Annotated in this window: 19 protein-coding genes; 6 read left to right on the forward strand and 13 right to left on the reverse strand. The window is 44.6% G+C overall.

From position 1 onward, the window contains the following. Position 1: 1 nt before the first annotated feature. From AC1DM9_RS15665 to AC1DM9_RS15675, 3 genes are all read right to left on the reverse strand, one after another. Entirely contained in the window at positions 2–655 is a 654-nt protein-coding gene (locus AC1DM9_RS15665; protein WP_477580911.1) for a response regulator transcription factor, read from the reverse strand. Continuing rightward, positions 652–5,733 carry an AAA family ATPase gene (locus tag AC1DM9_RS15670; RefSeq protein ID WP_477580913.1) on the reverse strand — a complete coding sequence of 1,694 codons (5,082 nt, stop codon included), beginning with the start codon at positions 5,731–5,733 and terminating at the stop codon, positions 652–654. The genes AC1DM9_RS15665 and AC1DM9_RS15670 overlap by 4 nt, the downstream gene beginning before the upstream one ends. Positions 5,734–6,465: 732 nt before the next feature. Beyond that, positions 6,466–7,254: an arylamine N-acetyltransferase family protein gene (locus AC1DM9_RS15675; RefSeq protein WP_477580914.1), complete on the reverse strand. Its 789-nt coding sequence runs from the start codon at positions 7,252–7,254 to the stop codon at positions 6,466–6,468. A gap of 146 nt (positions 7,255–7,400) precedes the next feature. Between AC1DM9_RS15675 and AC1DM9_RS15680 the strand changes: the two genes are divergently transcribed. The 4 genes from AC1DM9_RS15680 to AC1DM9_RS15695 all read left to right on the forward strand — a co-directional run bounded on the left by AC1DM9_RS15680 (position 7,401) and on the right by AC1DM9_RS15695 (position 10,964). Further along, complete coding sequence (locus tag AC1DM9_RS15680; protein WP_477580916.1) at positions 7,401–8,156, forward strand: class I SAM-dependent methyltransferase; 756 nt, start codon at positions 7,401–7,403, stop codon at positions 8,154–8,156. A 464-nt stretch (positions 8,157–8,620) separates the two neighbouring features. Then, entirely contained in the window at positions 8,621–9,673 is a 1,053-nt protein-coding gene (locus AC1DM9_RS15685; protein ID WP_477580950.1) for an LLM class flavin-dependent oxidoreductase, read from the forward strand. A gap of 148 nt (positions 9,674–9,821) precedes the next feature. Further along, the gene (locus AC1DM9_RS15690; RefSeq protein ID WP_477580918.1) at positions 9,822–10,499 is read left to right on the forward strand and encodes a Crp/Fnr family transcriptional regulator; all 678 of its coding nucleotides are present in this window, start codon (positions 9,822–9,824) and stop codon (positions 10,497–10,499) included. Between the two features lie 72 nt (positions 10,500–10,571). Continuing rightward, entirely contained in the window at positions 10,572–10,964 is a 393-nt protein-coding gene (locus AC1DM9_RS15695; protein WP_477580920.1) for a carboxymuconolactone decarboxylase family protein, read from the forward strand. Between the two features lie 66 nt (positions 10,965–11,030). On the opposite strand, the gene AC1DM9_RS15700 is transcribed toward AC1DM9_RS15695, so the two are convergent. The 6 genes from AC1DM9_RS15700 to AC1DM9_RS15725 form a co-directional block, all read right to left on the reverse strand. Beyond that, positions 11,031–12,362, reverse strand: a complete 1,332-nt coding sequence (locus AC1DM9_RS15700; protein ID WP_441881144.1) for a family 43 glycosylhydrolase — start codon at positions 12,360–12,362, stop codon at positions 11,031–11,033. Positions 12,363–12,569: 207 nt separating this feature from the next. Then, the gene (locus tag AC1DM9_RS15705; RefSeq protein ID WP_477580922.1) at positions 12,570–13,541 is read right to left on the reverse strand and encodes an N-acetylglucosamine kinase; all 972 of its coding nucleotides are present in this window, start codon (positions 13,539–13,541) and stop codon (positions 12,570–12,572) included. A 28-nt stretch (positions 13,542–13,569) separates the two neighbouring features. Next, entirely contained in the window at positions 13,570–14,562 is a 993-nt protein-coding gene (locus AC1DM9_RS15710) for a LacI family DNA-binding transcriptional regulator (RefSeq protein WP_441881146.1), read from the reverse strand. An 84-nt stretch (positions 14,563–14,646) separates the two neighbouring features. Next, entirely contained in the window at positions 14,647–15,987 is a 1,341-nt protein-coding gene (locus AC1DM9_RS15715) for an ABC transporter substrate-binding protein (RefSeq protein ID WP_477580924.1), read from the reverse strand. A gap of 58 nt (positions 15,988–16,045) precedes the next feature. Continuing rightward, the gene (locus AC1DM9_RS15720) at positions 16,046–16,927 is read right to left on the reverse strand and encodes a carbohydrate ABC transporter permease (RefSeq protein ID WP_076268609.1); all 882 of its coding nucleotides are present in this window, start codon (positions 16,925–16,927) and stop codon (positions 16,046–16,048) included. Next, positions 16,924–17,820 (reverse strand): carbohydrate ABC transporter permease, encoded by an 897-nt coding sequence (locus AC1DM9_RS15725; RefSeq protein ID WP_076268610.1) that lies wholly within the window; start codon positions 17,818–17,820, stop codon positions 16,924–16,926. Before AC1DM9_RS15725 ends, AC1DM9_RS15720 begins: the two co-directional genes overlap by 4 nt. 551 nt (positions 17,821–18,371) lie before the next feature. Between AC1DM9_RS15725 and AC1DM9_RS15730 the strand changes: the two genes are divergently transcribed. Beyond that, positions 18,372–18,914 carry an NADPH-dependent FMN reductase gene (locus AC1DM9_RS15730; protein WP_477580926.1) on the forward strand — a complete coding sequence of 181 codons (543 nt, stop codon included), beginning with the start codon at positions 18,372–18,374 and terminating at the stop codon, positions 18,912–18,914. 96 nt (positions 18,915–19,010) lie between these two features. Here the strand turns inward: AC1DM9_RS15730 and AC1DM9_RS15735 are convergent, their stop codons facing one another. From AC1DM9_RS15735 to AC1DM9_RS15750, 4 genes are all read right to left on the reverse strand, one after another. Further along, complete coding sequence (locus AC1DM9_RS15735) at positions 19,011–20,009, reverse strand: LacI family DNA-binding transcriptional regulator (RefSeq protein ID WP_339206155.1); 999 nt, start codon at positions 20,007–20,009, stop codon at positions 19,011–19,013. Positions 20,010–20,267: 258 nt separating this feature from the next. Beyond that, positions 20,268–22,541, reverse strand: coding sequence for a glycoside hydrolase family 3 C-terminal domain-containing protein (locus AC1DM9_RS15740; RefSeq protein ID WP_477580928.1), 2,274 nt, complete (start codon positions 22,539–22,541; stop codon positions 20,268–20,270). Positions 22,542–22,590: 49 nt separating this feature from the next. Further along, positions 22,591–22,836 (reverse strand): hypothetical protein, encoded by a 246-nt coding sequence (locus AC1DM9_RS15745; protein ID WP_441912430.1) that lies wholly within the window; start codon positions 22,834–22,836, stop codon positions 22,591–22,593. Positions 22,837–23,112: 276 nt separating this feature from the next. Then, positions 23,113–23,589: a CcdC family protein gene (locus AC1DM9_RS15750; RefSeq protein WP_076268615.1), complete on the reverse strand. Its 477-nt coding sequence runs from the start codon at positions 23,587–23,589 to the stop codon at positions 23,113–23,115. Between the two features lie 420 nt (positions 23,590–24,009). Here AC1DM9_RS15750 and AC1DM9_RS15755 point away from each other — a divergent pair, with 420 nt between their 5' ends. Then, positions 24,010–26,103, forward strand: a complete 2,094-nt coding sequence (locus AC1DM9_RS15755) for a GxGYxYP domain-containing protein (RefSeq protein WP_477580930.1) — start codon at positions 24,010–24,012, stop codon at positions 26,101–26,103. Positions 26,104–26,317: the final 214 nt, after the last annotated feature.

A 26,317-nucleotide genomic window follows, 5' to 3' on the forward strand; every position in this document is an offset into this window, starting at 1 on the left:
ATCAAATCAAGCCTTGCAGGCGAATAATCGCCTGAGCGCGATCAACGACTTCCAGTTTGCTATAGAGATTGCTGATGTAGTTGCGTGCTGTACCTTCGGCTATGAACAACGCATCAGCAATTTCTCGATTGTTCAGTCCGCGTATAATAAGCTGTGCCAATTTTTTCTCGCGATCTGTCAGCTGGATGTGGCCCTGGCTCGTTTTTTGCCATTGCTCGTGATCTTCTGTAAACCTGTTCATCCTCTCAGCCAGTTTGGCTGCAACCGCGGCTGGAAGAATAAACTGCCCGGATATCGTATCACGAATCGCGGCAATCATTTTATCGATGTCCATATCCTTCAGCATATAGCCGCTTGCCCCATGCGCCATGCCCTCTACAATATAATCCGCGTCTATGAATGTCGTTAAAAACAAAATAAAAATGTTGGGCGAGCTCTGCTTAATTCGTTTTAAAGCGGTGATTCCATCCATAATCGGCATTTGGATGTCCAGCAGCATAAGGTGTGGCTGAAGCGTCTCTGCCATTTCACAAGCCTCTTCCCCATTTTTAGCTACGCCAACGATCTCGAAATCATCTTCCAAGTCCAATATGGTTCGAAGTCCTTCCCGTGTCAGCATCTGATCATCGGCAATTACTATCGTTATCTTATTCATTCCCTCTCTCCATTCAAACGTATCTTGTAGGGCAAATCGATCTTTAACAGACAGCCTTGATTTGGCCATGATTCAATAGAGAGGCTTCCGCCCAGCTGTTCCACTCGCTCTTTCATCGCCTTTAACCCAAATCCGAGCGCAATCTCAGGGGCTCCAATTCCGCAATCTTCGAGCCTGAACTGCAAATAGGTGCCGACGGTTTGCAAACTAAAGCGGAATTCCTTGCTCCCCCCATGCCGAATGCCATTGGTTAGCCCTTCTTGGAGCGCATGATAGATCGCCTTCTTATGCGCTGTCGACAGCTTCGGCAAAGGCTGAATCACTGCATGAACCTCTACTTCCATATTGCGCTCTGTATCCTGAATGAGCCGATTCAGCATTTGTCCGAGGTCAGCGAACTTGTCCTCCTTCAACATATGGACAGAGCCGCGGATCTCATTCAAGCTATGCCTTGCTAGATCCTGCGCTTCTTTCAACCGCTGCATGCCGCCCTCCATGTCCTTGTGCAGCAGACGCTTCCCAGCTTCAATCTGAAGGATCGTCGAGGTAAGTGAATGACCGACAATATCATGAATATCATGGGCAATGCGGCTACGTTCCTCATAAACAGAAGCTTCGGCAAGCGCAGCAGACGTCTCTTGCATCGATCTCTCAAGACTGCGAGTCCGCTCAACGACTTGTACCTCTAGATTATTTTTAAGATATTGTATCCCCGAATAAAGCTTAGCGTTTTCTATGGAAATGGCGCACTGGGAGCCGAGCAGCTTCAGAACATCAAGCCGCTGCGGTGTGAAGACGCTCGTCGATAGCTTATTCTCCATATAAAGCAAGCAAATCAGTTTATTCTGATGCATGATAGGCAGACATAAAACCGACTTTAATCCATTATTTTTAACATACGGATTTCGGACGAACATCCCTTCATGGGCTGCATCATGCAGGACAACTTCCTCTTTCGTTCGTGCTGCATAGCCAATAATCGCCGCTGAGGCGATTTCCGATTCCTCCGCAAGGGGCACGGTTTCAATGTGAAGCTCCTCTGCTGTTCCATACGCCTCAACAACCCAATTGTCTTCGTGACCAAAAATAAGCACGCCATATTCCGCGCCAGCGTTATGAAGCATGATACGCATTAGCGTATCGAGCAAACGATTCATTTCCATTTCGCCCGATAATGCTTGCGCGGACATGACTGCTGAGAGATAATCAACACTTTCAAGGCCCGACTCCCGTCTGATGTGGAGCAGATGCCCATATTTTTGTTCCAGATCAGCCGCTTTCGCCGCCGCCCCCCATTCAATATAAGCTTCATACGCTTCCGTCATATAGATTTTCGCGAGCTGCTGCCTGCCTTGACGAAGGGCAAATTTTGCAAGGCATTCCGCTGCTATTGCAAGATCGTGTATATATCCGTAAGCACGCGCTGCTTCAATCGACTGCTCGAACAGCGCCTCGGCTTGACGGCTCTTTCGTGTAATCCGTGCCATTTCAGCTTTAATGAGCAAATATTTATGCTTATAGTTTTCTGGGCAACGCGCAGAGAGCACTTTCATTCTTTTCATATGCTTCTTAATAGTTGTCAAAAATTCTTTTTGCTCCTGTACGGAAGCATCCTCATAAAGCTGTGCCAGCACTAACGATTCATAAAAATATTGTACGGTGCTCTCATAGTTATCATTACGCGAAGAAATAATTTCGGCTGCTCTCTTCAAAGCCTCATTTGCTTCCTGATACTGACCAAAAAAATAGCCAGGCAAATAATGAAGTGTGCAAACCAGCTCTTGAATCGTATTAAATTGATCTCCGTGCACCGATCCGGCAAAATCCTCGCTAAAGATATCCGTTTCCATAAATGGGTCATTCGGCGCGCGATATCCCGTTAAACGGACAAGGAGAGTAGCAAGCAAAACGGCTTGCTTCCAATGAAGCGTATTATTATGGCGCAAAAAATCGCCTGAATGCGCAATTAACCGGTTATAAATATCACTAAGCGGATGACCATATTGCAGCAGAGTTGCACAATTAATTAATACACTTTGATTGCTGTGCCACAGATCTCCCGATTCTAGTCCAACTTTCCCAGCATGCTCGGTAAAGGTCTTTAGCATCATCGGATCAAATTTGCGCCAGCTGTCGTAACAAAGGGTGAATGAAGTAAGCGTCTTAACATGCAGTATAGGGTACGGCTTCGATAATTCACAGGCGAGCATCCCCCATTCGAATGCCTCTTTATAATGCCGAAACTGAAAATTCAGGAACATGGCATAACCGACAAAACCGATTGAAGACTCCGGGGCCATGCCGTAATCCAGTGTCATTTCGACCATGGTAAACGTAGTAGCAAGCCAGCCTTTTTGATTTACAAAAAAACTGGCATTGCTCGTATAGACCATCGCGGTCATAGCCGCTTTCCGTACTTCATCTGTCATTGGCGGTAGTTGCTGCAGCGATGCTATCGAATGTTTCTTAATTTTCCTTCTGAGCTTTAACCACTGCACAGTCAATTCGAATGTGCTTGGCTCAAAACGAGGGTGAATATCCAATAGCTCCAACGTTTGACGGCCCAAAGAAAGGACCTCGTCGTAATTGTCATTCGTTGCCTCTAATTGAATTTTCATTGTCCAAACGAGCGCTTTATCTAAATTAGTCTCCGCTTTGCTGATCAACAAATTAAATAAATCATGTGCTTTCGCAAAATGACCGCATAAATATTCCGCCTCGGCGCGTTCTCTGAATATTCGGAAGGCAAGCGAGTAGCTATTTTTCCAACATTCCTCTTCGATAAGGGCAGCAGCATGACGCAAATAGCCTAGTGATGTCTCATATGCGGTCGATTGTTTGGCCTTCAAGGCCGCCTTTAAGTTCAGCTCGGCGAGTTCCAGCTTCTGCTCTAGACGTTCTATTTGTTTCCATGCCTGATTGAAATGATTGACGGCTTTGAATACATTTGCATCTTCAGTGAATGCTACACGGTCCGCAAGCAGCGATCCGATTCTCCAATGCAATGCGGGAAGCTCATCCTCGGATACAAGATGATAGGCAGCCTGCTGAATGCGATCATGCTGAAATTGATAAATTTTTCCGTTTCCGAGCTTAACTGGCTGCAATAATTGTTCACGCTCGGCTTTCTCCAGCACTTCTCCAAGCTCCTGCAAGGGTAGATTCGTAATGGAAACAAGCATATCTACATCAAAGCTGGTGCCAAGAACAGCTGCCCGCCCAAGCACATAAACCATTTGATCCGGGAAAAGCTTCATCTTATCCGATATATAATCAGCCGTATTGGCCGGAACGTTCCTTTCAGCAATTAGCTGCAAATCCCACTGCCAGCGCCTGCTCGATTCATCAAACATAACTTGCTCATCATCAACCAAATCCTGAATAAATTGCTTTAGAAAAAAAGGATTGCCTTCCGTCTTATGGAGCAATACAGCAGCCAGCTCATCGGTTTCAGCAGCTTCGCAGCCCATGGTGTCGCTTAGAAGGCTGGTTAAATCAGCGGCTTCCAAAGCCTCCAGATGAATACGGCTGTTCTTTGTGTTGTGCTCTTCAAAATGATTCTCCAAACGGCTCAGCGGATGCAGCGGCGTAATTTCTCCATCCCGATAAGCTAAGATGACGAGTAAATGATTGATGTCCCTATCCTCTAGCAGATAAGCGAGGTATTGAAGCGATTCTTCATCCGCCCATTGAAGATCATCAAAGAACAAAACTAACGGGCAGTCCCGGTGAAGGAATAGATGAATAAAACGGCTCAAAATAAGGTGAAAACGGCGCTGTGCTTCCACTGGCGGCAATGAAAGTACCGCTGGCTGCTCTCCAATCAGCAGCTCCAGCTTTGGAACCAATTCAATCAACAGCTGTCCATACCCATTTAAGGCATTTATAATGCGCAGCTTCCAAACCTCTGCCTGCAGCTTGCTCTCCATGAGCATAAGGCTAACCAGTTCGTCAATGGCTTGAATCCATACGTCGTAGGGTTTTGCCGTTTGTTGCGGATTGAATTTGCCCGTAACAAAATAAACTTCAAGCGGCATCGACTTTCTAAGCGTTTCATTCACAAAGGACGTTTTCCCTATTCCTCCGTTGCCGCTAACCCAGATAACCTCCGCAGCGCTTAACGACGCTCGCTGCAGTGCATCTTGCAAGCATTGCTGCTCGGAGCGTCTGCCGTAATAATGGCTTGAAGTCCTCCAAAGATCGGAAATATCACGGCTTGCCAGTGCAAAGGCTTCTACTTCTCCTGATAACTGGAATTGATTCAGACATTCTTCCAAGTCCGACTTCAACCCGAATGCACTGATATACCTCGCATCAGGCATCTTCTCCATACACTTGCTTACAATAGCAGATACCATCTCGGGTATAGAGGGATACCTCTTATGCAGAGGTTCAGGCGTGCTGGCAATATGCCGATATATAACATCCATTACATCTTGTGATTCAAAAGGAAGGCTTCCCGACATCCATTCGTATAAGGTAACGCCGAGCGAATAGAAATCAGAGCGGTAATCGGGGATCATTCCCGTTCTGCCCGTCTGTTCTGGAGAGATATAGGACAAAATGAAGTCAGGCCTGCCTGTTGTTAAGGGAAGCGGACTCTTGTTAAGTTCAGTTGAACACATTCGAATATCAATAAACTTCACTTCATAGGTATCGGGATTAGCGATGAGATGAAAGGGGGTTATTTCATTTAGTATTATTTTTTCACGATGTATTTGCATCAGGCTATCTGCTGCCGATACTGCGATGGCCAGCAACGCTTCATGCATAAAAGGGTTATCGCGCGTGCGCAATACTCGATCTAGCGTACTGCCTCCGATATCCTGCAAAATCAGAACAGGTCTGTCTGCTAACATTTCCAGACTGTACGCTTCTAACGTTCCTCGTCCGCCGAGCTTAACGAGCAACTCATACTCATGCTGAAATGCAGCAACCACGTTTGGTCCTGGATAGATGTCACATGTGGTTTTGGCGATAACCGTAATGTTATCCGCTTGGCGAATCATTCTATATAGGTTTATATCATCATAACTGCCTATTTCATCGATCATTTGATAACCTGATATCTCAATCAAGAAGCCGCACTCCCCAGTTGCTAGATATGGAAAGAATTCATTATTTAAATATAGGTAGGGCGTGTCTGAAAACCCGTTCAGTGGCACCTTTCACCGCCTTTTCGCCCCCTGCTTCGTTCCGTTTGCTTGACGTACCCCGGTACGCCTTCACAAACGCGCCTTGCATGGAACGAAAATTCGGCAAAATTTGCTGTCCTCAGAGTTCTCAGACACGCCCTAATCAATTAAAGGAAGCCCAGAAGAAATTCAACTTCATTATAGCATTGGCTCTTCTAGTATGAATACCGCGTTCGTGCTTGGAATAAAAAAACAGACCATCCGATGGAAAGTCTGCTCGTTACATTCACTTAAACATTCGTTTTCGATGATTGCTCCCAATTTTATACCAATATTTAGTATGTTCATCCTTAAACAGTCGAATGCCTACTAATCGGAAAGGCGTCCAAATCTCTCGAAACATGATATACTCAGCCATTGTTTTCACCTCAAAAATAATTCCTATTATCTATTTACCTTTAGCATTTCTATCATTTACATGATACTAATTACCTATAAACAGTATAATCCATATTCTCCCTTTTATATAGTGAGAGTTGTCATTTTTTTGTCATATGACAACAATCGGTCAGCATATACGTAAAAAATGGGCTGTCCCAACCGTAGATTAATCTACTTTTGAGACAGCCCATTAGTATGATAGAAATATAAAAGATGATCCAATTGCTTAACAAGCTATACGGATATGACAATTCCAAAATATTTACGTAATGCTTCCGCATATTCCTCTTGTGTAGAAGGTGTGACTACCTGAACGCCCTCTGCCGTAAATATACGAAACTCTTCGCCTGCGATCGTATTTCTTCCTTCAGCTGTCCGAATGGCCGCCATCGGCGTGCTCACAAATATCGAATCTTGTGCATGCTCACACCAGTAGGAAGTCATAATGAAATCCTGCGGCAGCTGCGGTTCCTCGGTAAAGGTATAAAGGCGGCTCCATTCCCCCTTCTTCCTCTCCAGCAGCACCCAGCCAAAAAAGGCATCCCGCTCCAGCTGATACGCTTCATCCTTTTGCTCATGGACGACATTTTCAGCCAAAAGAATTGGGTTTCGTGGTGCAATACCGCCTACTCCCACATCGCATAGATACGGCTTTCCTTCAGCTAATACCTGTAAAATATGATGCCTGCGTTTTGGCGGTGTCTGTGTTTCATCACGCCAGAACCGGGCAAAATAGTTCGTCACGTTAAAGCCGAGCTCGGCTAGCAACCAACCAAACAGTGCATTCAACTCAAAGCAATAGCCACCGCGCTGCTTTGTAACGATTTTATTGAACAGGTCGGGAATTTCCAATGATAGCGGAACAAGGTTTATAATATCTAAGTTTTCGTAGGGTACGGTATGTACATGGCAGTTCTGGAGCTCCGTGAGTGTTGCCAAACTGTTGTCGATCGGGCCTTTATAACCTATTCGTTCAAGATACGCCAATACTTCAGGTTTCCATTGCTTGTGGTCAACTACCATTTTATCTACCCCTCGCTGTTCGTAGACTTGTTATTTATTTCATCATATCTTCCTGCATCGACTAATGGCAAGACAAGCGCTACAATTAAAGAAAATCAGCAAACATACGGTATTCAAAATAAATCATTTACGGGAGGCTATTTATTTTGGGGACAAAAGATAACTTTACGGGCAAAGCCACGATTTACTCCGAATACCGTTCCAATTATCCAATGGCTTATATTAACTATCTTATTCAGAGCAATAACCTATCACCGGATCATACTGTAGCTGATATTGGTTCCGGCACTGGAATACTTACGAGGCAGCTGCTGGATCAAGCTTTAAAGGTCATTGCTATTGAACCTAATGAGGATATGAGATCCACCGCAGAAAAAGAATTAAATCATTATGCTAAGTTTACCTCTATAAATGGTGCTGCTGAGCATACGCCGCTGCAAGGCCAAAGTATTGATTTAATTACGGTTGCCCAAGCCTTTCATTGGTTTGACAAGGAGCAGTTTAAGCTCGAGTGCCAAAGAATACTAAAACCAGATGCTAACGTTGCCTTAGTGTGGAATAGCAGAGATGCTTCAAGCGAACTCGTTATTGAAAACGCAGCGATCTGCCAAAAGTATTGCCCTGCATTTAAAGGATTTAGCGGCGGTATCGATAAGACTCCTGACGTGTATGAGCAGTTTTTCCGAAACGGCAGCTATGAATTTAAAGTATTTGAATACCATTTGGAATTTGATTTAGACCATTTTATTGGACGTAATTTATCCGGCTCCTATGCGCCAAAAGAGACTGACGAACAGTATGAACCGTTTATTCAATCCCTCTCCGAGCTGTATGCAAAATACAGCAAAAACGATATGCTTATCATGCCGAATCTAACACGCAGCTATATGGGTAACGTCTAAATCAAGTAATAACGTACTGCTATATAGCTGAAAGGGCTGTCCCAAAAGTAGAAATCTACATTTGGAACAGCCCTTGTTTTGTTTATGGAGGCTTGGACAAAGCGAATGCCTGAGTGAATCACTGTTAACTATGTGCTCCTTTGCCCGGAATTTTTATTGGATTTATCGCTAACGAACCTAGCCGCTTTTATTTAATCGATTCGTAATGGATTAAATATGTAACGAACTCCAGCGTCGCTATTTTGAGAAAAACAGCTCCTAACCCCTCATACAGCATGCCATAACGTTAATCAGGTTCGTTAAAATTTAATAGATGCCGTTTTCTGCCTAATAAGCATATTACGATTCGTTAGAGAAGTAATCAACCGAAATTATCTGCTTACTAAATTTGAGAAACCATAAAAAATTGAGTAAACTATAGGTAATAAAGGAGGCGTATGCTTATGGCCGATTTGGCAGCAAACATGGAAATTGGAATTAGTACTTTTTTGGAAACGACACCGGACCCGGTGACAGGAGTAATCATGAGCCATGCTGAACGTCTGCGCAACGCGGTTGAGGAAATTGTGCTCGCAGATCAAGTTGGACTAGATGTTTATGGTATTGGGGAGCATCACCGTGTTGATTACGCTGGCACTGCGCCTGCGGTTGTACTGGCAGCAGCAGCTCCTATGACCAAAAATATTAGACTCACTAGCGCCGTTACCGTTCTGTCCTCAGACGACCCGGTTCGTGTATTTCAACAGTTTTCCACACTCGATGGGCTCTCGAACGGCAGAGCCGAAATTATGGCAGGGCGGGGATCATTTATTGAATCCTTCCCGCTATTTGGGTACAGCTTAGAAGATTATGATGAATTGTTTGAAGAGAAGCTAGAGCTGCTTCTTGCTATAAGAGATTCCGAAAAGGTTAATTGGCGCGGTGGACATCGTCCTGCTATTCATAATCTACCTGTATACCCGCGGCCAGTTCAGAGCCCGCTTCCCGTTTGGATCGCAAGCGGCGGCAACGCACAATCTGCGATTCGCGCAGGTCTGCTCGGCCTTCCTATTGCCTTCGCTATTATTGGCGGAATGCCTGAAAATTTTGCGCCGCTGGTCGATCTTTACAAAGAAGCAGCTGCAAAAGCTGGCCATGATCCTAGCAAGCTGCAAATCGCCACACATTCCCACGGTTTTGTTGGCGAAACAACGGAGCAAGCAGCCGATTTATTTTTCCCGCCAACTCAGGCCCAAATGAATGTCATTGGACGTGAACGCGGCTGGGGGCAGCATTACAGTCGTGCAACTTATGACTCTGCCCGCAGCCTTCGAGGCGCTTTATATGTGGGTGATTCTGAATATGTTGCGGAGAAGATTCTTTTGCTGCGCAAAAATCTAGGCGTTACTCGATTCTTCCTGCATGTGAATGTAGGTACGATGCCGCACCGCGAGGTACTGCGAGCCATTGAACTGCTCGGCACCAAGGTCGCCCCCATTGTACGCAAGGAGCTTGCAAGAAGCGAAGGAAAGCAATAAAAAAGATAGCCATTATCAAAAAATTGAAGTGTGCGGACCTGAGATGGCTGGTGCACTTCTTTTTTTAGGTTGGGTAAATCTTCTAATAAAAGGAAAAACGAAAAAGACAGAGAAATAGTACACAATCCGTCACTTAAGGAGCCTGTGTATGAATCATCTTTCTCGCAAACAAATACAGCAAATTCAGCATATGTTTCCCTCATTCACCCATCTTCCTGCTGAGAGCTGGGAAGCTGCACAGCTATTATCCATTAATCCGGCTACCTCGCATTCCATTCGAGAAGGCCATATTTTGCAACATGCTATGTTTATTGTCAGCGGTCAAATTCGAGTGTTTAAGCTGAGTCAAACAGGCAGAGAAATTACTTTATACCGGGTACATAGCGGTCAGTGCTGCGTCCTTATGATGGCAAGCATATTGGGCGAGACTGAATATGAAGCATCGGTTGCGATAGAGGAGGAAACGGACGTGTTGCTGCTGCCCGTTTCCGTATTTCGAGACTGGATGAACACGATCAAACCCATTCGGCAATATATTTATAAACAATTTATTGATCGAATGACGAATGTGACAAAGCTGCTGGAAAATGTCGCTTTCCAGCAGCTCCCTTATCGCATTGCGGACTATTTAATTTCGGAATCTGTGAAGGGTGATTGCTTGCGGCTTACTCATGAACAACTAGCTATAGAAATTGGGACATCACGCGAGGTCATCACCCGCATTTTAAAAGGCTTTGTGGAGCAAGGAGCGATTGCATTAAGCAGAGGAAAGGTCACCATATTGGATCGCGCCATCTTAAACCGTATAATAGAACAGCATTTGTGACAATGTCACTGAGATTTGAATCGCTCTCCCCTACAATTAATAAGGAATCAATCTTATTTAACGGGAGGGCACATGATGACCCATTATTACGATCGTACGAATTTAAGCCGGATTCCAGAGCTGATTAAGCTCGTTCCGCAGGCTGCAGGTTCCTTTTTAGCTTTTGAAAAAGACGTTTATCATGCTTCTGATGCCATACCTGCAAAAATGAAAGAGCTCATTGCTGTAGCCGTTGCTCATGTGACAGGATGCCCCTATTGCATTGATATGCATGTGAAGAAATGCAAGGCGCTAGGAGGCACGCGGGAGGAAATAGTAGAGGCCGTTTTGATTGCAGCATCCACAAGAGCAGGCGCCATTCTCAGCCATGCGACCCATGCCTTAATCTCATTTGAAGAAGACGATAACAAACGATCACACAAGAAAGCAGAGCAATCATCCTCAGCGCCGGACTGTTTCTGTTAAGTTTATTTCTTCAAATTAAAAAGCAGCAGCCCCCATTTGTTGTCGCGGGGGCTGCTGCTTATTCCATCAATCCAGAAACGGGCTAACCGTTATGCTTTCGACACTAATCTCGCCATTTCCGCCTGTGAGTCTAATGATATTATCATCACCTGGCTCTAGCTGAACGGTAATACTAGCAAGGCCGCTATAGTCCAGCAGACTTCCTGTCGACAGTGCATTAAGCAAGGAATAATCATGACCATTCACGGTCAGGTTTAGTTTGGCGAGTCGCTCTGCTGTTGCATAACGAATATGAATGGCCGCTCTTCCGCCTTTTTCTCCGTCGATAGTTTGAAACTCACAATAAGAGCCCGCGATATCCAAACGATTAACGACACTTTCTCCTTGCTCGTTTGTTTCAACAACCGCTCCTCCGTCCACACGGCTGGCAGAGTAGGTTTTCTGATTTGTGTTAGGAGCCGGAGCATCCCCTACAGGCTTGACGCCTTCTTTGGTTTGAACGACGGTCTGAATCGTTCCATCTTCATTAAAATACAAATAATCAATACACATGCTTCTTAAATTGCCTTGGCCCGAAATTTCCTGATTGTGATAAAACAAATACCACTGCCCCTTAAACTCCGCCACAGAACCGTGAGTAGTTGAACAGCCAGTCGGCTCTAGAAAAATACCTCTATATGTCCATGGTCCAAGCGGATGCTTGCTGGTAGCATATCTCATGCGGTTGTTTCCATCTAAATTATCGGCGTAGGTCAGATAGTAGAGATCAGCCCTTTTGAAAACCCAAGCCGCCTCATGAAAATCCTCCAGTCCTTCCATCTCGCGCATTTCACCGTTAATGGACATCATATCGTCGTTCAGCTCGCCGCCCTCGCATCTGCTGCCCCCGCCGTAATACATATAAGCACGTCCATCATCGTCAACGAGCACGCATGGATCAATGAGTGCAAATCCGCCCAGTCCCGAGATATAACCTTGATCCTTAAAACCGCTTCCCGGTTTTTGACTCGTCGCCACACCGATTTTCCATGTATCATTCCAGTTTGACCCGCTGGGATGCGGGTAATAGAAATAATAGGTTCCGTTTTTGTAGGCGCAATCGGGCGCCCACATGAAGCCGCCTTCCGGCCTGCCCCATGCTACATCGTCCGAACGAAGAATTTCACCCTCATCCAACCAATTCACCATATCGGAAGAGGAGTACACATGGTATCGATCCATTAAATCACAGCCTCTTGCCGGGTCCATATCATGTGAAGCATAAATATAAACCTTGCCGTCCTCCCAAACATGAGCAGAAGGGTCAGCCGTATATATTGTAGTTATTATCGGATTTTGAGATGTTAGCTTCACACGTTCACGTTCTACTGGAATACCTTCATTTTTTATCATGTTCATCTATTCCTCGCTCTCCAGCCTATATTTTATAAACTTAACCAAATGATTAGCTTACTCCAGCATAACTCGACTTACCTATACGTCACCATGAGACGATATTAAACAATCTAGTCGATTTGAATAGCATCTTCATATGCCACGTTCATTACATTTGTTTTAAAAGGCCAAATTAAAAAAGAGCACCGTCAACGGTACCCTCCAAAAAAATTAATAACTATATTCCGACACGGATCTTAAACGGCCGTATACTTCCCGCGGCAGCGTATTCCCTTCAGCTTCAAAAGCAAGCCATACCGCTCCGACAACCGGTTCAATCTCGAGCTTAACTAATGATGCATCTGGAGCACAGCTTTTGACAGCTTGTTCGATATACGGGTGAATAAAACTTGCCTCTCCCCTAGTTAGTACGCTGCCAGCAAGGACAACATCGAACTTGTCCGCCTCCATCCTCAGACGTTGAATGACAGCCCGCGCCGACTTGCCCAGCTCCTCCCCCTGTACTCGCAAAATCGTTAATGCAACCTCATCTCCCTGTTCTGCTGCTTGAAACAGCAGCTTCACCGTTCTAAGCGGAGGTGTTTTATCGTGATTCAAATAATCATTGAACATGCTCTCCACACTGTCGTAGCCTTGGTCCTGCAGCAGAAGGTTCGTCAATATAGTCGGCCGCTCGCGCCCATCCCAAGCCCGGATAACCGAGCGGAAAGCTTCAATGCCTAAGTCGCTGCCACCGCCGAAATCTCCGAAAGCATAAGAGAAGCCTCCACACTGATAAAACTCATTCCGAGAGTTAACGCCCGCGCTGTTCGTTCCCGCACCACAAATTAGTACAACGCCATACGGCTGATCCGTTCCCGCTCGAAGAGCTATCGCTGTATCGCAATTCACTTCATGCTTCGCAAATCCCAGTTCTGCGATCATGGGTCTCAATATTTCATAATCCGCTTCCCTGTCAGCACCAGCCAATCCAAAATAAGCGAACTGAATGTCACTGTGCATTACATTTGCTTCGCGTAATGCCATTTCAACCGATTCGCGTATGTTGCGTTTGGCCGCCTCATAATCAACCTGATGATTGCCGTTCCCGCTATTCCCTTTTCCTACAATTCTGCCCGACTCATCTGTAATTAGCGTGTACGTCTTGCTGCCGCCGCCATCTACACCCAAGTAATATTTCAACGGATACACTCCCTTGATTTCATGTTTGTTATTGCCTCAAAGAAGTTGTCTCCCGAATAACTAGCTCTGGGCTCAATTGAACAGTGACATTTCTTTTGGCTGCACCGCTTATGCTCTTCAGCAGCAGTTCAACCCCCATCCTACCAATTTGCGCGGCCGGCTGGCGCATCGTCGTCAGCTTCGGGTGAAACTCTGTGGCAAGAATCTGATCATCAAATCCAATGATTGAAATTTGCTGTGGTATTCGAATTCCTTCAATTATAAAAGCATTCATAGCGCCGAGCGCCATATTATCATCGGACGCGAATACCGCAGTCGGCAGTCTGCCAGCATCCATCCAGCCCCGAGCAATTCGATAACCCGTAGATATTTCAAAATCTCCGCGCTCCACACAGAAGGGTGTTATGCCCGCTTCTTCCAATGCGGCATGGTATCCTCGTTCACGCTCTCGACTGCTCAGAAACAGCTCTGGACCACTAATATGCGCGATATCCCTGTGCCCCAAATCGATTAAATGTTTGGTTGCTTCATATCCACCATAAAAATTGTCTACAATGACAGAGGTAGCAGGCGAATTCATCTGCTGATTATCGAGCATGACAAATGGAATTCGGTTTCTCTTAAGCTCTAGTACGTACTCATCCTCACGTATGGGCGACAATAAGATGACGCCATCGACACGTCCTTCCTGAAATAATGATCGATGGATGTGATCGTCCTCTTCTGTTGAAATCGATAATGCAAGAAAATAGCCATTTTCCGCAAGCCGATCATTAACCTCCTTCACGACCGCATCGAGAAACGAGTCATGCAAAGTTGTTAATGCTAGTCCGATTATGCCTGTTTTTCCTCGTGCAAGACTCCTTGCAGACGCATTAGGGTGATAATCAAGCTCCTTCATAGCCTGAAGAACCCGCTCCCGGTTGCTCTTTCTGACACTTGGCAAATTGTTTAATACCCTTGATACCGTCACAATGGATAATCCTGATTTTTTGGCAACGTCCACAATGCTTACCTTCATAAGAACGCCTTCCTCAGACTAGTAGTAATCATGCTTTGTATAAAATGGAGGGGAGCAGCCTCAATCGCCCCTCCCCTTAACCCATTACTTATTCACTCTTGCCAAAAGATCCTTCAGCTTCTGTTCAATGACTGGCAGCACATCCTCAACCTTCTGCTTTCCGTTCTCTACACCTGAAAGTTCATTGATGAACAGCTCATTGATTTGAGAGTAATTGGAAATTAAATGATTGTATGATTCGAAGCCGTATTTATAAGCACCCTCGAATACTTGCTTAATACCTGCTGGATCGATGCCTTCAAAGTTGCTGTAATACTTTTCAGCAGCTGCTTGGTTGACCGGAGGATTGCCTCCGCTAAGCTCGATCGATTTCTCCTGAATTTCAGTTGTAACCAAGAACTTAATCCACTCCGCAGCTTCCTTCGGATGTTTCGAATCCTTAAGTACAAATAATGGATCCACGTAAAGCACGCTTCGCACATCACCTTTTGGACTTACTGGAACCGCAGCAACACCTACTTTAAAGTTGAAATCTGCAGCGGCAGCAAGGCTCCATGAACCAACTACAGACATCGCGATTTTACCCGATAGGAACGGATCACCGAATTGCCCGGATACGGATTGGGAGAATGCTGGCGTTGGTGACACTTTCAAATCATGAATGAGACCATAAAGTGTTTTGTAAGCATCAATCACATCAGGCTTAGTCAGATTAATTTCGGAAGGTTTGCCGCCATTTGTCCATGTATCATCAGAGTAGACATTTGCACCGAAGTATTGAGGACGTTGGTCGCGCTCACCGAATCCAAAGTCGACGCCATATTGAGCTTCCTCCAAATTTTCAGAGTCTACGGTCAGCTTCTTCGCATATTCGACCATTTTGTCGAATGTCCAGCTTTTATCCTCGTAATCAGTTGGAGGGTAAGGAAGTCCCGCTTTATCAAAAAGATCCTTGTTGTACAGCATCACGGTCACGTAGCTGTTTAACGGAATACCATAGGTTTTACCATCAACCTTGTAGATGTTCATTACATCTTCCGGAATATTGTAGTCTGCTGCTTTGAAATCCTCAAAATAAGGGGTCATATCCATCAGCATATCTTTGTTGTAATATTCCATAAAACCGCCATAACCCCAGTGAGAGGTTACGTCCGGCGCATTTTTCGCGRCAATGGACGATTGCAGCTTGGAATCAAACTGTTCATAAGGTGCTTTAGTCACTTTTACTTTGATGTTCGGATGTTTCGCTTCAAACTCTGGAATCAGCTTCTCTACAAACGTTCTGTCCGGCGAGTCAATCGTATAATGCGTGATTGTTACCTGTTTTTCTTTACCGGAACCCTCGTTTCCGCCGTTTGAGCAAGCGGTTGCAAACATCGATAATGCGAGAATAGCGGTAATGGATAACCATTTCTTGTTCTTCATTCTAATTTCCCCCTTGGTTTTATTAGATTCCATACAAGCAAGCTAATACACTTAAAAACTATTTAATGCCTGTAAGTACGATTCCCTCAACGAATCTCTTCTGTGCTACCGCAAACAACACGATAATTGGCAGTACGGAAAGAATCGAAGCGGCCATCAGTAAATTCCAAGGCGCTAAACGAAACTTCGATGACAGCATAGCAGCCATCCCTACTGGAAGCGTGAAGTTCTCCTGCGAATCTAAGTAAAGTACAGGGGTGAGCAGGTCATTCCAACTCCAAATGAATGAAAATATAGCAACCGTAGCGAGTGCTGGTCCTGCTAAAGGCAGCGTAATATTCCAGTACAGTCTGAACTCACTGCAACCGTCAATCCGGCCGGCGTTATAAAGCTCGTCAGGCAGCGTAGAGAAAAACTGTCGCAATAAAAAAATCATATAAGCTGACCCAAAGAAAGCGGGCAGAATAAGCGGCAATAACGAATCATGCAGTCCAAGATTCATAAATAATAGGAACTGCGGAATCATGATCGCTGGATAAGGAAGCATCAGCGTGCTGAGCACTAGCATGAACATAAGCCCGCTGCCTTTTCCCTTATATCTAGCAAATCCAAAGGCAACGAATGATGAAGAAAGCACCGTTCCAATAACCGTGAATATACCAACAATCAAGCTGTTCTTATATTGCTGTCCGAATTTAATTTCGGTATTGGTAAACAATTCACGAAAATTTTCCCACGCAAACACTTTTGGAATAATTGTTGGGGGAAACATAAGCATTTCTTTCGTCGTCTTCAGGGATGTCGAGAGCATAAACCAAACCGGTGACAGCATCGTAATTGTTACCGCTAATAAAATTAGAAATCCGACAATTTGCGAAAGCTTTAGCTTTCTTTTGACAATAATTCGCTTTGAGCTCGCGTCATGGGTCACTTCACTCATTTGCTGCCCCCTCCTTCGTAGTAAACGTAACGTTTCGACGTCCTCATGATAAAGTAGGTGACAACGAGTACTGCAACAAGAAGGATCCAGGCCATGGTAGACGCGTATCCGTAGCGGAAATTTTTGAACGCATTGATGTAAATGTTGTACACGTAAAACCATGTAGAGTAGTTCGGTCCACCACGCGTGATGGTATAGGCCTGTGTAAACACTTGGAAGGATTCAATGACACCGATGATAAGCTGGAACAGAAAAACGGGCGAAATCATTGGAAAGGTTACGTTCCAAAATGTTTTCCACCGGCCAGCACCGTCGAGCCTTGCTGCCTCCAGCAGATGAGCCGGCACACCTTGGAGCCCTGCTAGGAAAATAAGCATACCTGCGCCGAGTCCCCAGAACGACATAATGATGAGCGCCCACAAAGCGTAATTCTCATCCAGGAACCAGTGGATGGGGTCAATTCCGAAAAAAGATAATCCATAGTTGAACAACCCCGCCTGTGGATTAAACACCCAAAACCATAACAAGGCCATGGATACGCCTGAAATCATACTTGGAAAATACATCGCTGTTCGGAAAAAGCCGTTAAAAGGAATTTTCTGATTAATCAAGATTGCAAACATAAGTGATAAAAACAACGTAATAGGAACACTAATAAGCGTGTACTTGAGCGTAACCATTATCGAATTATAAAACTGTTCATCCTGAAAGAGCTCTTTGAAATTGTTTAATCCCACGAAAACAGGCGGGTTAATAATATCGTAGTCTGTGAAGCTGTAGTACAATGATGCGCCTACTGGATATAAAGCAAATATGAGAAAACCAATAATCCATGGCGAAATAAATAAATAAAAGTGTTTGTTTTCCCGTCTCTGAAATTTGCTGTTCTTCAGTAAAACCGCCCCCTTCCATTTGGTTTCCTATTCCTTTTGGCCTTAAAAGAAGCAAATTTAAAAAACTCTTAATCGCTCTCTTGTATGTCCCCTTTTTTCCACCATTACTTTGCTTCTGCATTTCTTCGAAGTCGCTTTTCAAATCACCTCTTTTTCTCTCTGTTATTGCTTTTCATTCACGAAAGTTAAACCGCTTTAATATTCAACATGAGTTTATACCGACATTCAAAATATGTCAATTAATATTTTTTTTGTTTATTATGGATTATATATTCCCTTTACTTACGTACAAAAACGTACGGTTTCTGTTTTTGTCTTTACTTGTCTCTTATAAGTATCAAACGTAAATTTTGTCGTATATTTTGTTTAAACGTTTAAACTTTATTATGTGAAAGGCTATTCAATTATCGGGTTTTAATTTAGTATAGGCAGAAGTTATTTGAAAACTCGTGTTTAAATGAGATAATAAATATGAATGCGACTGTTTATCATAATACAAGGCAACTCCATATCGAGGGCTTAATAGCATAGAAGAAATGAGATGAAGTGGAATGAATAAGGAAATAAAAATCTTGGCTATTTCGGGGAGTCTTCGTCAAAACTCCTCAAATACATCGCTAATGAAGGCTGTCATCGGATTAGCCCCCGCAAACATGGAATTTACTATCTATGGCGGGTTAGGCGACCTTCCGCATTTCAACCCTGACATGGATCTAGATGAAGGACCGGTGCCTGCCAGAGAGCTGAGAGCACTTCTTGAGGAAACGGATGGCGTGCTTATATGTACACCCGAATATGGGAACGGTGTGCCTGGCGTTTTGAAAAACGCGTTGGATTGGCTTGTATCCACAACGGCGTTTATGAATAAACCTACAGCGGTAATTAGTGCCTCACCTACTCCAATGGGCGGGGACAAAGCTCATGCTTCACTTCTGCTTACTCTTAAAATGATTAATGCTGATATTGTTGAGGGCGGGACATTAATTATTCCACATATTACTTTGAAGCTAAATAAAGAAGGCATGATTACCGATTCCCAATTAAAGCAGGAATTAATTACCGCTCTTCAATCACTTGAGCAGGCTTGCTACTAGACTTAATAGCGACTCAGCCAAAATAAATAGAAAGAGCCCGCGCAATCACTATACAAATAGTAATTGCGCGGGCTCTTTTGCTCATGATTCTTAAACTTAACGCCCTCTAGGCGCTCCTGTCGATTTCCTCACCATTAACTCCGGATCAAACTCCATGATCGTATTTCTTTTTGGAGAATCCTTGATTAGCTTCAGCAAAATATCAACACCCTGCCGCCCAATTTTCTCAAATGGCAAACGGATGGTTGTCAGCGCAGGATGAAATTCTTCCGCATAGATCTGATCGTCGAAACCTACGACGGATACATCTTGAGGAATGCGAACCCCTTCGTTTTTGAACGCGTCCATTACGCCTAGGGCCATAAAGTCATCTGCTGCAAATACCGCTGTAGGCAGCTTGCCTGCATCGATCCAGCGCTTGGCAATGGCGTAGCCTGAAGGAATATCAAACGATCCTTGCTCCACTTCAAAAGGCTGCAAACCTGCTTCTTCGAGCGCGAACAGAAACCCTCTCTCACGCTCACGGCTGCTCAGAAACGGATCTGGCCCGCTAATATGAGCGATTTCGGTATGTCCAAGGTCGATGAGATGTTTGGTTGCATCATATCCGCCTTTGAAATTATTAACAATAACAGAAGGAACCGTCGGATTGCGCTGCTGGTTATCAAGGATGACAAAAGGAATTTTCCGCTTCTTCAGCTCCATCACATATATATCTGCATTAATTGGCGAGAGCAAAATAACTCCATCTACACGGTCCTCTTGAAACATCGAACGATCGAATGAATCCTCGTCCCCCTGCGAGATGGAGAGTGCCAGAAAATAGCCCTGCTCTGCCAAGCTATCATTAATTTCTTTGACTACAGCGTCAAGAACAGTATCATGCAATGTCGTCAAAGTTAGACCGATAATACCGGTTTTGCCGCTTGCAAGACTGCGGGCTGAGGCGTTCGGATGATAGTCCAGGTCCTTCATGGCCTGCAACACTTTTTCTTTATTTTTCTGGCGCACGGATGTCGACTTATTAAGAACTCGGGATACCGTTACAACCGACAATCCTGACTTCTTGGCAACATCGAATATACTAACCTTCATTGATGAACCGCTCCTGTTAAACGCAATTTACATAAACATACCACATTTACCACTAGATTTCACATAAGTTGAGACTTTATTAGAGTAAATTTATGTTTTATTCCATTGACAGGACTTTATTCTGGTTTTGACCGTAAAAGGCACCTCGCATCCCTACTCAATTGTGGATCGGCATATAAAAGCTTTGCTTTAATTGAATAGAAAAAAAGAACCGTCACGTGGAAGGACGGTCCTTTTGTAAAATCTATTTTGCTCCGACTATGAACGGTTTAATTGGTGAAGCAAGCCGTTTAGCATTTCGTCTGTGAACGCCCCTTGGCTGAAGGACACCAAGCTGCGAAGAGGCATAAATTTCATCATCGCGGCCATCATGTCTGCCATTTCGTTATCCTCAGACATCAAAATTCCCATTCCTGCTTGAACCTGCTGCATAATGCCTTGCACGATTGGACCCTTCTCCGTATCGTTTATTAAGTCACCGAGAAGGCTATTGCGATGATACACAACTTTCAGAGGGACAGTGGATTGAACGCGCAGCGTCTCGCCTAGGACAATATCCTCCGATGAACGCCCAATAAGAACAGCAAAGTCTCCGCTCTCGACATGCCAGTCTTTTAGAGCAACATTGTAATAAGCGAAAGATCGTTTATCCAGCGTAAACGTTATCTTCTTTTGCTCTCCAGGCTGCAGCTCCGCCTTGGCAAATCCTTTCAGCTCTTTCTCCGGCCGGATCACGGTGCTCTCGACATCTTGAACGTACAGCTGAACGATTTCTTTACCGGAGCGTGTTCCTGTGTTCTTAACCGTGACGTGAACGCTTACCGTTTCCGTATCATTTATTTCCTTGCTGTCTATCAACAGGTTTGTGTACTCGAATGTTGTATAGCTCAGACCATGCCCAAACGGGAACATCGGCTTAACGCTCTTCGAATCATAGTAGCGATATCCGACAAAAATGCCTTCCCGATATTCCGCATGATCTGCCTCGCCTGGATAAAATAGAAATGATGGATTGTCGCTTAGCTTAGCAGGAAATGTCTCTGCCAGCTTGCCGGATGGATTCGCTTCTCCGAACAGCAGATCAGCAATCGCACCACCAACCGCTTGCCCCCCTAAGTATGCCTCCAAAATGGCTCCCACCTCGTCAGCCCAAGGCATCTCGATAGCCGAACCATTCATAAGGACAACAACGACGTTGCTTTGCACGCTCGCTACAGCCTTAATCAATTGATTCTGATTACCCGGCATATTTAGATGTTTTCTATCGTATCCCTCAGATTCATAACGGTCGGGAAGACCTGCAAATACAACGGCCACATCGGCTTCGCTAGCGGCCTTCTTCGCTTCTTCCAGGAGTGCATCATCACTATTATCGTTATCTAGCGAGTAACCCTCAGCATATACAATGAATGACGAGTCTCCAGCCAGCTGCTTCATTTCCTGCAGCGGATTATCGAGCGCAGTCGGCACGATATGCGAGCTGCCGCCGCCTTGAAACCTAGGTTTTTGAGCGAATGCGCCAATGACCGCCACTTTTTTCCCTTTGCTAAGAGGCAGCAGCTGTTGTTCATTTTTCAAAAGCACCATACATTCACTAGCAACCGTGCGAGCTAGCTGATGATGCTCTCCCACATTGTAAGACGCGTTCTCTTTTTTCTGATCAACACTCATGAAGATAATTCGAAGCAGTCTTGCAACAGCTTGATCGAGCAATTCGACGGATAGCTTGCCGCTTTGCACGGCCTCTATTATTTTTTTGTCGCCACTGCCGTTGCTGGAAGGCATTTCTAGCTCAAGCCCCGCTGCAAGTGCATCTACTCGCTCATCTACCGCACCCCAGTCGGAGACAACAAAACCTTCATGGCCCCATTCTTCCTTCAAAATATCCGTTAACAAAAATTCGTTTTCCGAAGCATACGTTCCGTTTACTTTGTTGTAGGCGCTCATGACCGTCCATGGTTTACCTTTTTTCACCGCACCCTCGAAGCTTGCCAAATAAATTTCACGCATTGTCCGCTCGTCGACAACCGCATCGACTGACATTCGGCGATGTTCTTGGTTGTTGAGTGCAAAATGCTTGAGTGAAGTGCCAACACCTTGGCTTTGTACCCCTTGAATATGGCTTGCCGCCATTTCCGAGGATAGGAAAGGATCTTCAGAAAAGTATTCAAAGTTCCGTCCGCATAGCGGCGTCCGCTTGATGTTCGCGCCTGGCCCAAGTAAAACAGCCACATCCTCTGCTTGGCATTCCTCGCCAAGAGCCACGCCTACCTTTCCAACCAATTCACGGTCCCAAGAGCCGGCAAGCCCTGCCGCTGATGGAAAACAGGTAGCAGGAACGCTATCAAAAATACCTACATGGTCAGAAGAACCTTTTTGCTTACGCAGCCCATGAGGCCCATCCGTTACCATTATAGAAGGAATATGAAGTCGTTCAACACCCTTTAGATGCCAGAAATCGAGCCCCGAACACATACCTGCTTTTTCTTCCAAAGTCATTTGGTCAATAAGCGCTTGAATATCAATTTTCATTTAAAATCCTCCTCTATTATGTTTCTCATTACACCTATGTTTAGACGCCTTAAGCTCTGAATACAGCATTAGGATTCTCATGCCTAGCCGTACTAAAGAGAATGCTGCCCGCGATAAATAGGACAATAAATGCAGGATGCTCGCCAAAGTTTTCAAAAAACTGTCCAAACAAGGAGTGTTCCTCGTTATATATCGCTTTGGACAAGCTCAAATCAGCAAAACTAAAAACGATCATGACTGCGACCCACAAGAGCACAAATCCCCAAATAAAGAGACGCATTCCTTTCGATGTCATATCCATACCCCTTTTCGAAAAATGTACATTACAGCAAGCGCTTACATTTTTTCAAAAAGATAGAAGCTGCGACTAAACCATTATTTCCAGCATGGTCATGCCTCATTTTCAATTTCCCCCTCATCCCCATTGTTTCATCCCAATACGTTGATTATAAAATGCCAATTCCACAAAATATGGTATAAATTTCAGAAAAATAGTATTTTAATGAGGTGTCGTGAAAACAGAAAAAAAAGGAGCTCCTTTAAAAGGGCTCCTTGAGTGCCAGAATAGCGATTATACTTTTCGTACCGTTTGAAGCTGTACTAATCTCCGAAATTTAATATAAGAAACGACTCGCCACGGGATGACGTAAAAGAACGCTAAAATCATAAACAAAGCAGCCAGCGTTTGAGGTTCAATTGTGGACATGTAATGGTGAAGCTCGAAACGAATAGCAATGACAACAAGAAAAGCGACGATGAATCCCCAGTTCTTCTTGGCATATATAAGATGATCATCACGAATTTCATAGTTTGTGGTCCATATTAGAGGAATCGAGAGGATAATACCGATAGCCGCAGCAATCAAAAATTCGTAAAATGGCGCATGGACGTTGGAATTAAATATCAACAGCAGGCCCGGCAGCATAAATAGAATAGGGTACAACAGCCTTTTGCCGTCTCCTCGAATGGGGCGGTAAAAGCTCCTTGTTCGTCTCCACAGCACGAGGGCAGCAATGGCAATGACAAACACATAAAATGAACGATCCATTTCAACACCGCTTTCTAAAAATTAAATATTGAATTTCCATAATTTATATTATACCTACTCGAATGAAATACCTGCAATACGATTCCTTTGGATATAAAGGGATCACTATGTGAAGTATATGCTGCATGCATATTTTCCGCCAATTATATATATTTAATATATACAATTTCTGAATGCATTACTCATGATTTGGCTATGTAAAAGGGACTATTGTCTATCTCTTTTGCGCTATAATACTTTAGGTCTCGAGTTGTCTTCTGTTAGAACCTTTGTCGAAACGATTGTATTAAACATAAATATATTTAATATATAGTTTAGGTACTGCCGTATGCGCATTAGCGAAGCCGCCTAAGAAGGAGGGAATGGAAAAGGCGCTATGACGATGGTATTACCCAATCAGATGAGACGAGGTGTAAGATCGTGATTCGAAAACTTACTGTCACATGTCTGGCTATCGTATGTACGCTGTCTTTAACGCTTGGCGCTTCAGCACCAGCTGCAGCAACTGCGGAATCCAAATCCGGCAAAAGCTCTATTAGCTGGCCAAACAAGCAAGCGCTTCCATCCTTTGCAACCCCCCAAAAACTAGATGTAGCTGATGTTTATGATGCACCAGGGGACATTAAGCTTCTGCTTGCAACGCTGCAGGGTATCGTTAACCGTGAGGAGCCTCGAATCTATCTGCTGGAAAATCAAGAAGAAGGCAAACTGACCTGGCTAAAAGATTTGAAGGTTCCCTACAATGTGCATGCAGATTACTGGGATATCGTCAAAAAATATAAAAAAGAAGTGAAAGGCATCATTGTTTACGATCCGAAGGTTGCTGATACCGTCAATGTAGCGACTACTCTTGCTGGGTTAAAGGATGCCGTTGTCGCTAGCCCTGCTCTCGCCGCGCAGTTGAAAGCAGCACCATTTAACCTAAAAGTGCTCGATGATTTACAAGGCAAATTCAAAGACCGTTTGGATGCTTACACATGGCAATATGAGAATCTATGGGCCAAATCGACACATCGGATGTTAGTCGGATTAAGCCCTGACACATCCGTTAGAATACCTCCCGGACTCCCTGAATCGTTCAAGACCATTGCAGAAGACACCACGCAGGAGCGCGATGGCAAAAATAAAAATACGTATGAGCTGGATTTGACGGGCAATTTGGGCAAAGAATCCGTATTTCTTCGCTTCGAGGACGCTTTCCCTCAGGATGGTTGGGGATCCGCCGTTCATGAAGTAACCGTGAAGGCAGACAGGCAAACAATCGCGCAGTTTATTCCAGGTACGCCTGAGGAAGAGGCGTTTCTGTACGACCGTCAAAGCTCTCAAGTATCAACAGGTCAAGGAGGACACCGATTCGCAGACAATGGCCGATACTTCGTCTATAAGTTTACGCCGCCTGCAGGTACAAAGCAGTTAACTGCCTCCGTCCTTATGTGGAATCAATTTAAGGTATCGGCAGGCAATATCCAGCCGCCAACCTCAGACCAGAAGGAGCCTTACGGCTACCTCCGTGATTATGCAGTTGCGAACAAAGCAATGGTGTTCTGGCTTGATTCCAACGTGCCGGAACAGAAAGCGCTTTTCGAAAAAATCTTATCAGGCGTCAAGCCAGGCACCCCTTACTTAGGCTGGTTTAATAATGACGTTGAAGGCGAATTCAGCTCCGTAGAAATTACATCCAATTACAGTGTCTACGTGCTTGCGGCCGACTGGTTCAGCAACTTAACGGTTTTCTCGGGTACAAAGGCAAAGACAGTCAAAGCCAAAACGCCTAAGGCGCCTAAGCTTGCAAATAAAATCTACGTCACGTATACCTTCAGCGAGGGCGACAACTTCCAATACAATCAGCATAGAATGCGTATCCTATGGGATGATCCTACTCGCGGAAAAGTACCGATCAACTGGACATCAAGCCCGCTTCTTTATGACGGCGCACCCGCTATTCTGAACTATTTCCAAAAGACAGCGACGGAAAATGACCTCATCATTGCTGGTCCTTCTGGGTCAGGATACTTCTACCCGGAAGCATGGCCGGAAGCCACATTCTCTGATTTCCTTAAGCAGTCTTATACGTATATGAAGCAAACAGGAATGACCGTTCCGTATGTGCTGAATCGTGTGAACAGCGAGAATGTTCCGCTCAGCGCATCAAAGGCAGCTGCCTATGAGAAGTTTTACAAGGCAAAAGGACTATTCCTAAGCTGGGAAGATCATTACGGTGTCGAAATCATAAACGGTACACTGCCCGTATCCACGATTCAAGGCATAAGTACCGCACAAGACGGGAAAAACATTTTGGCAGCAGCCAAAGCAAAATGGGATGGCAAATCACCATTATTCGTATCACTCGGGCTGCTCGCATGGAGCATGACACCTTCTGATGTAGTGGCAATAACAGAATCGCTCGGACCGGAATATCAAGCTGTACGGGCTGACCACTACTTCTCACTTATCCGCGATTACAATAAACTGCCGGCCAAATCGCAGCTAGCGGAGGACGAAGACGAGGATTAGGTTAAAATAATTTAAAGTGTACGTGGCTTTTGTTAAAAGTGGAACCAAAAAAACTCTGACCATAAGGTCAATGTCATTAAGTTAAGGTGCAGGATCAAAAACCATAAATAAAGAGTAGGTTATCAAAAAGATAGCCTGCTCTTTTTTTTTGAAAAAGTGAAATAGGACTTGACACGTAGATGGAAATGTGTGGCGAAGCCCCTTGAAAAAACGA

It is taken from the genome of Paenibacillus sp. 01T431, from assembly GCF_056398625.1.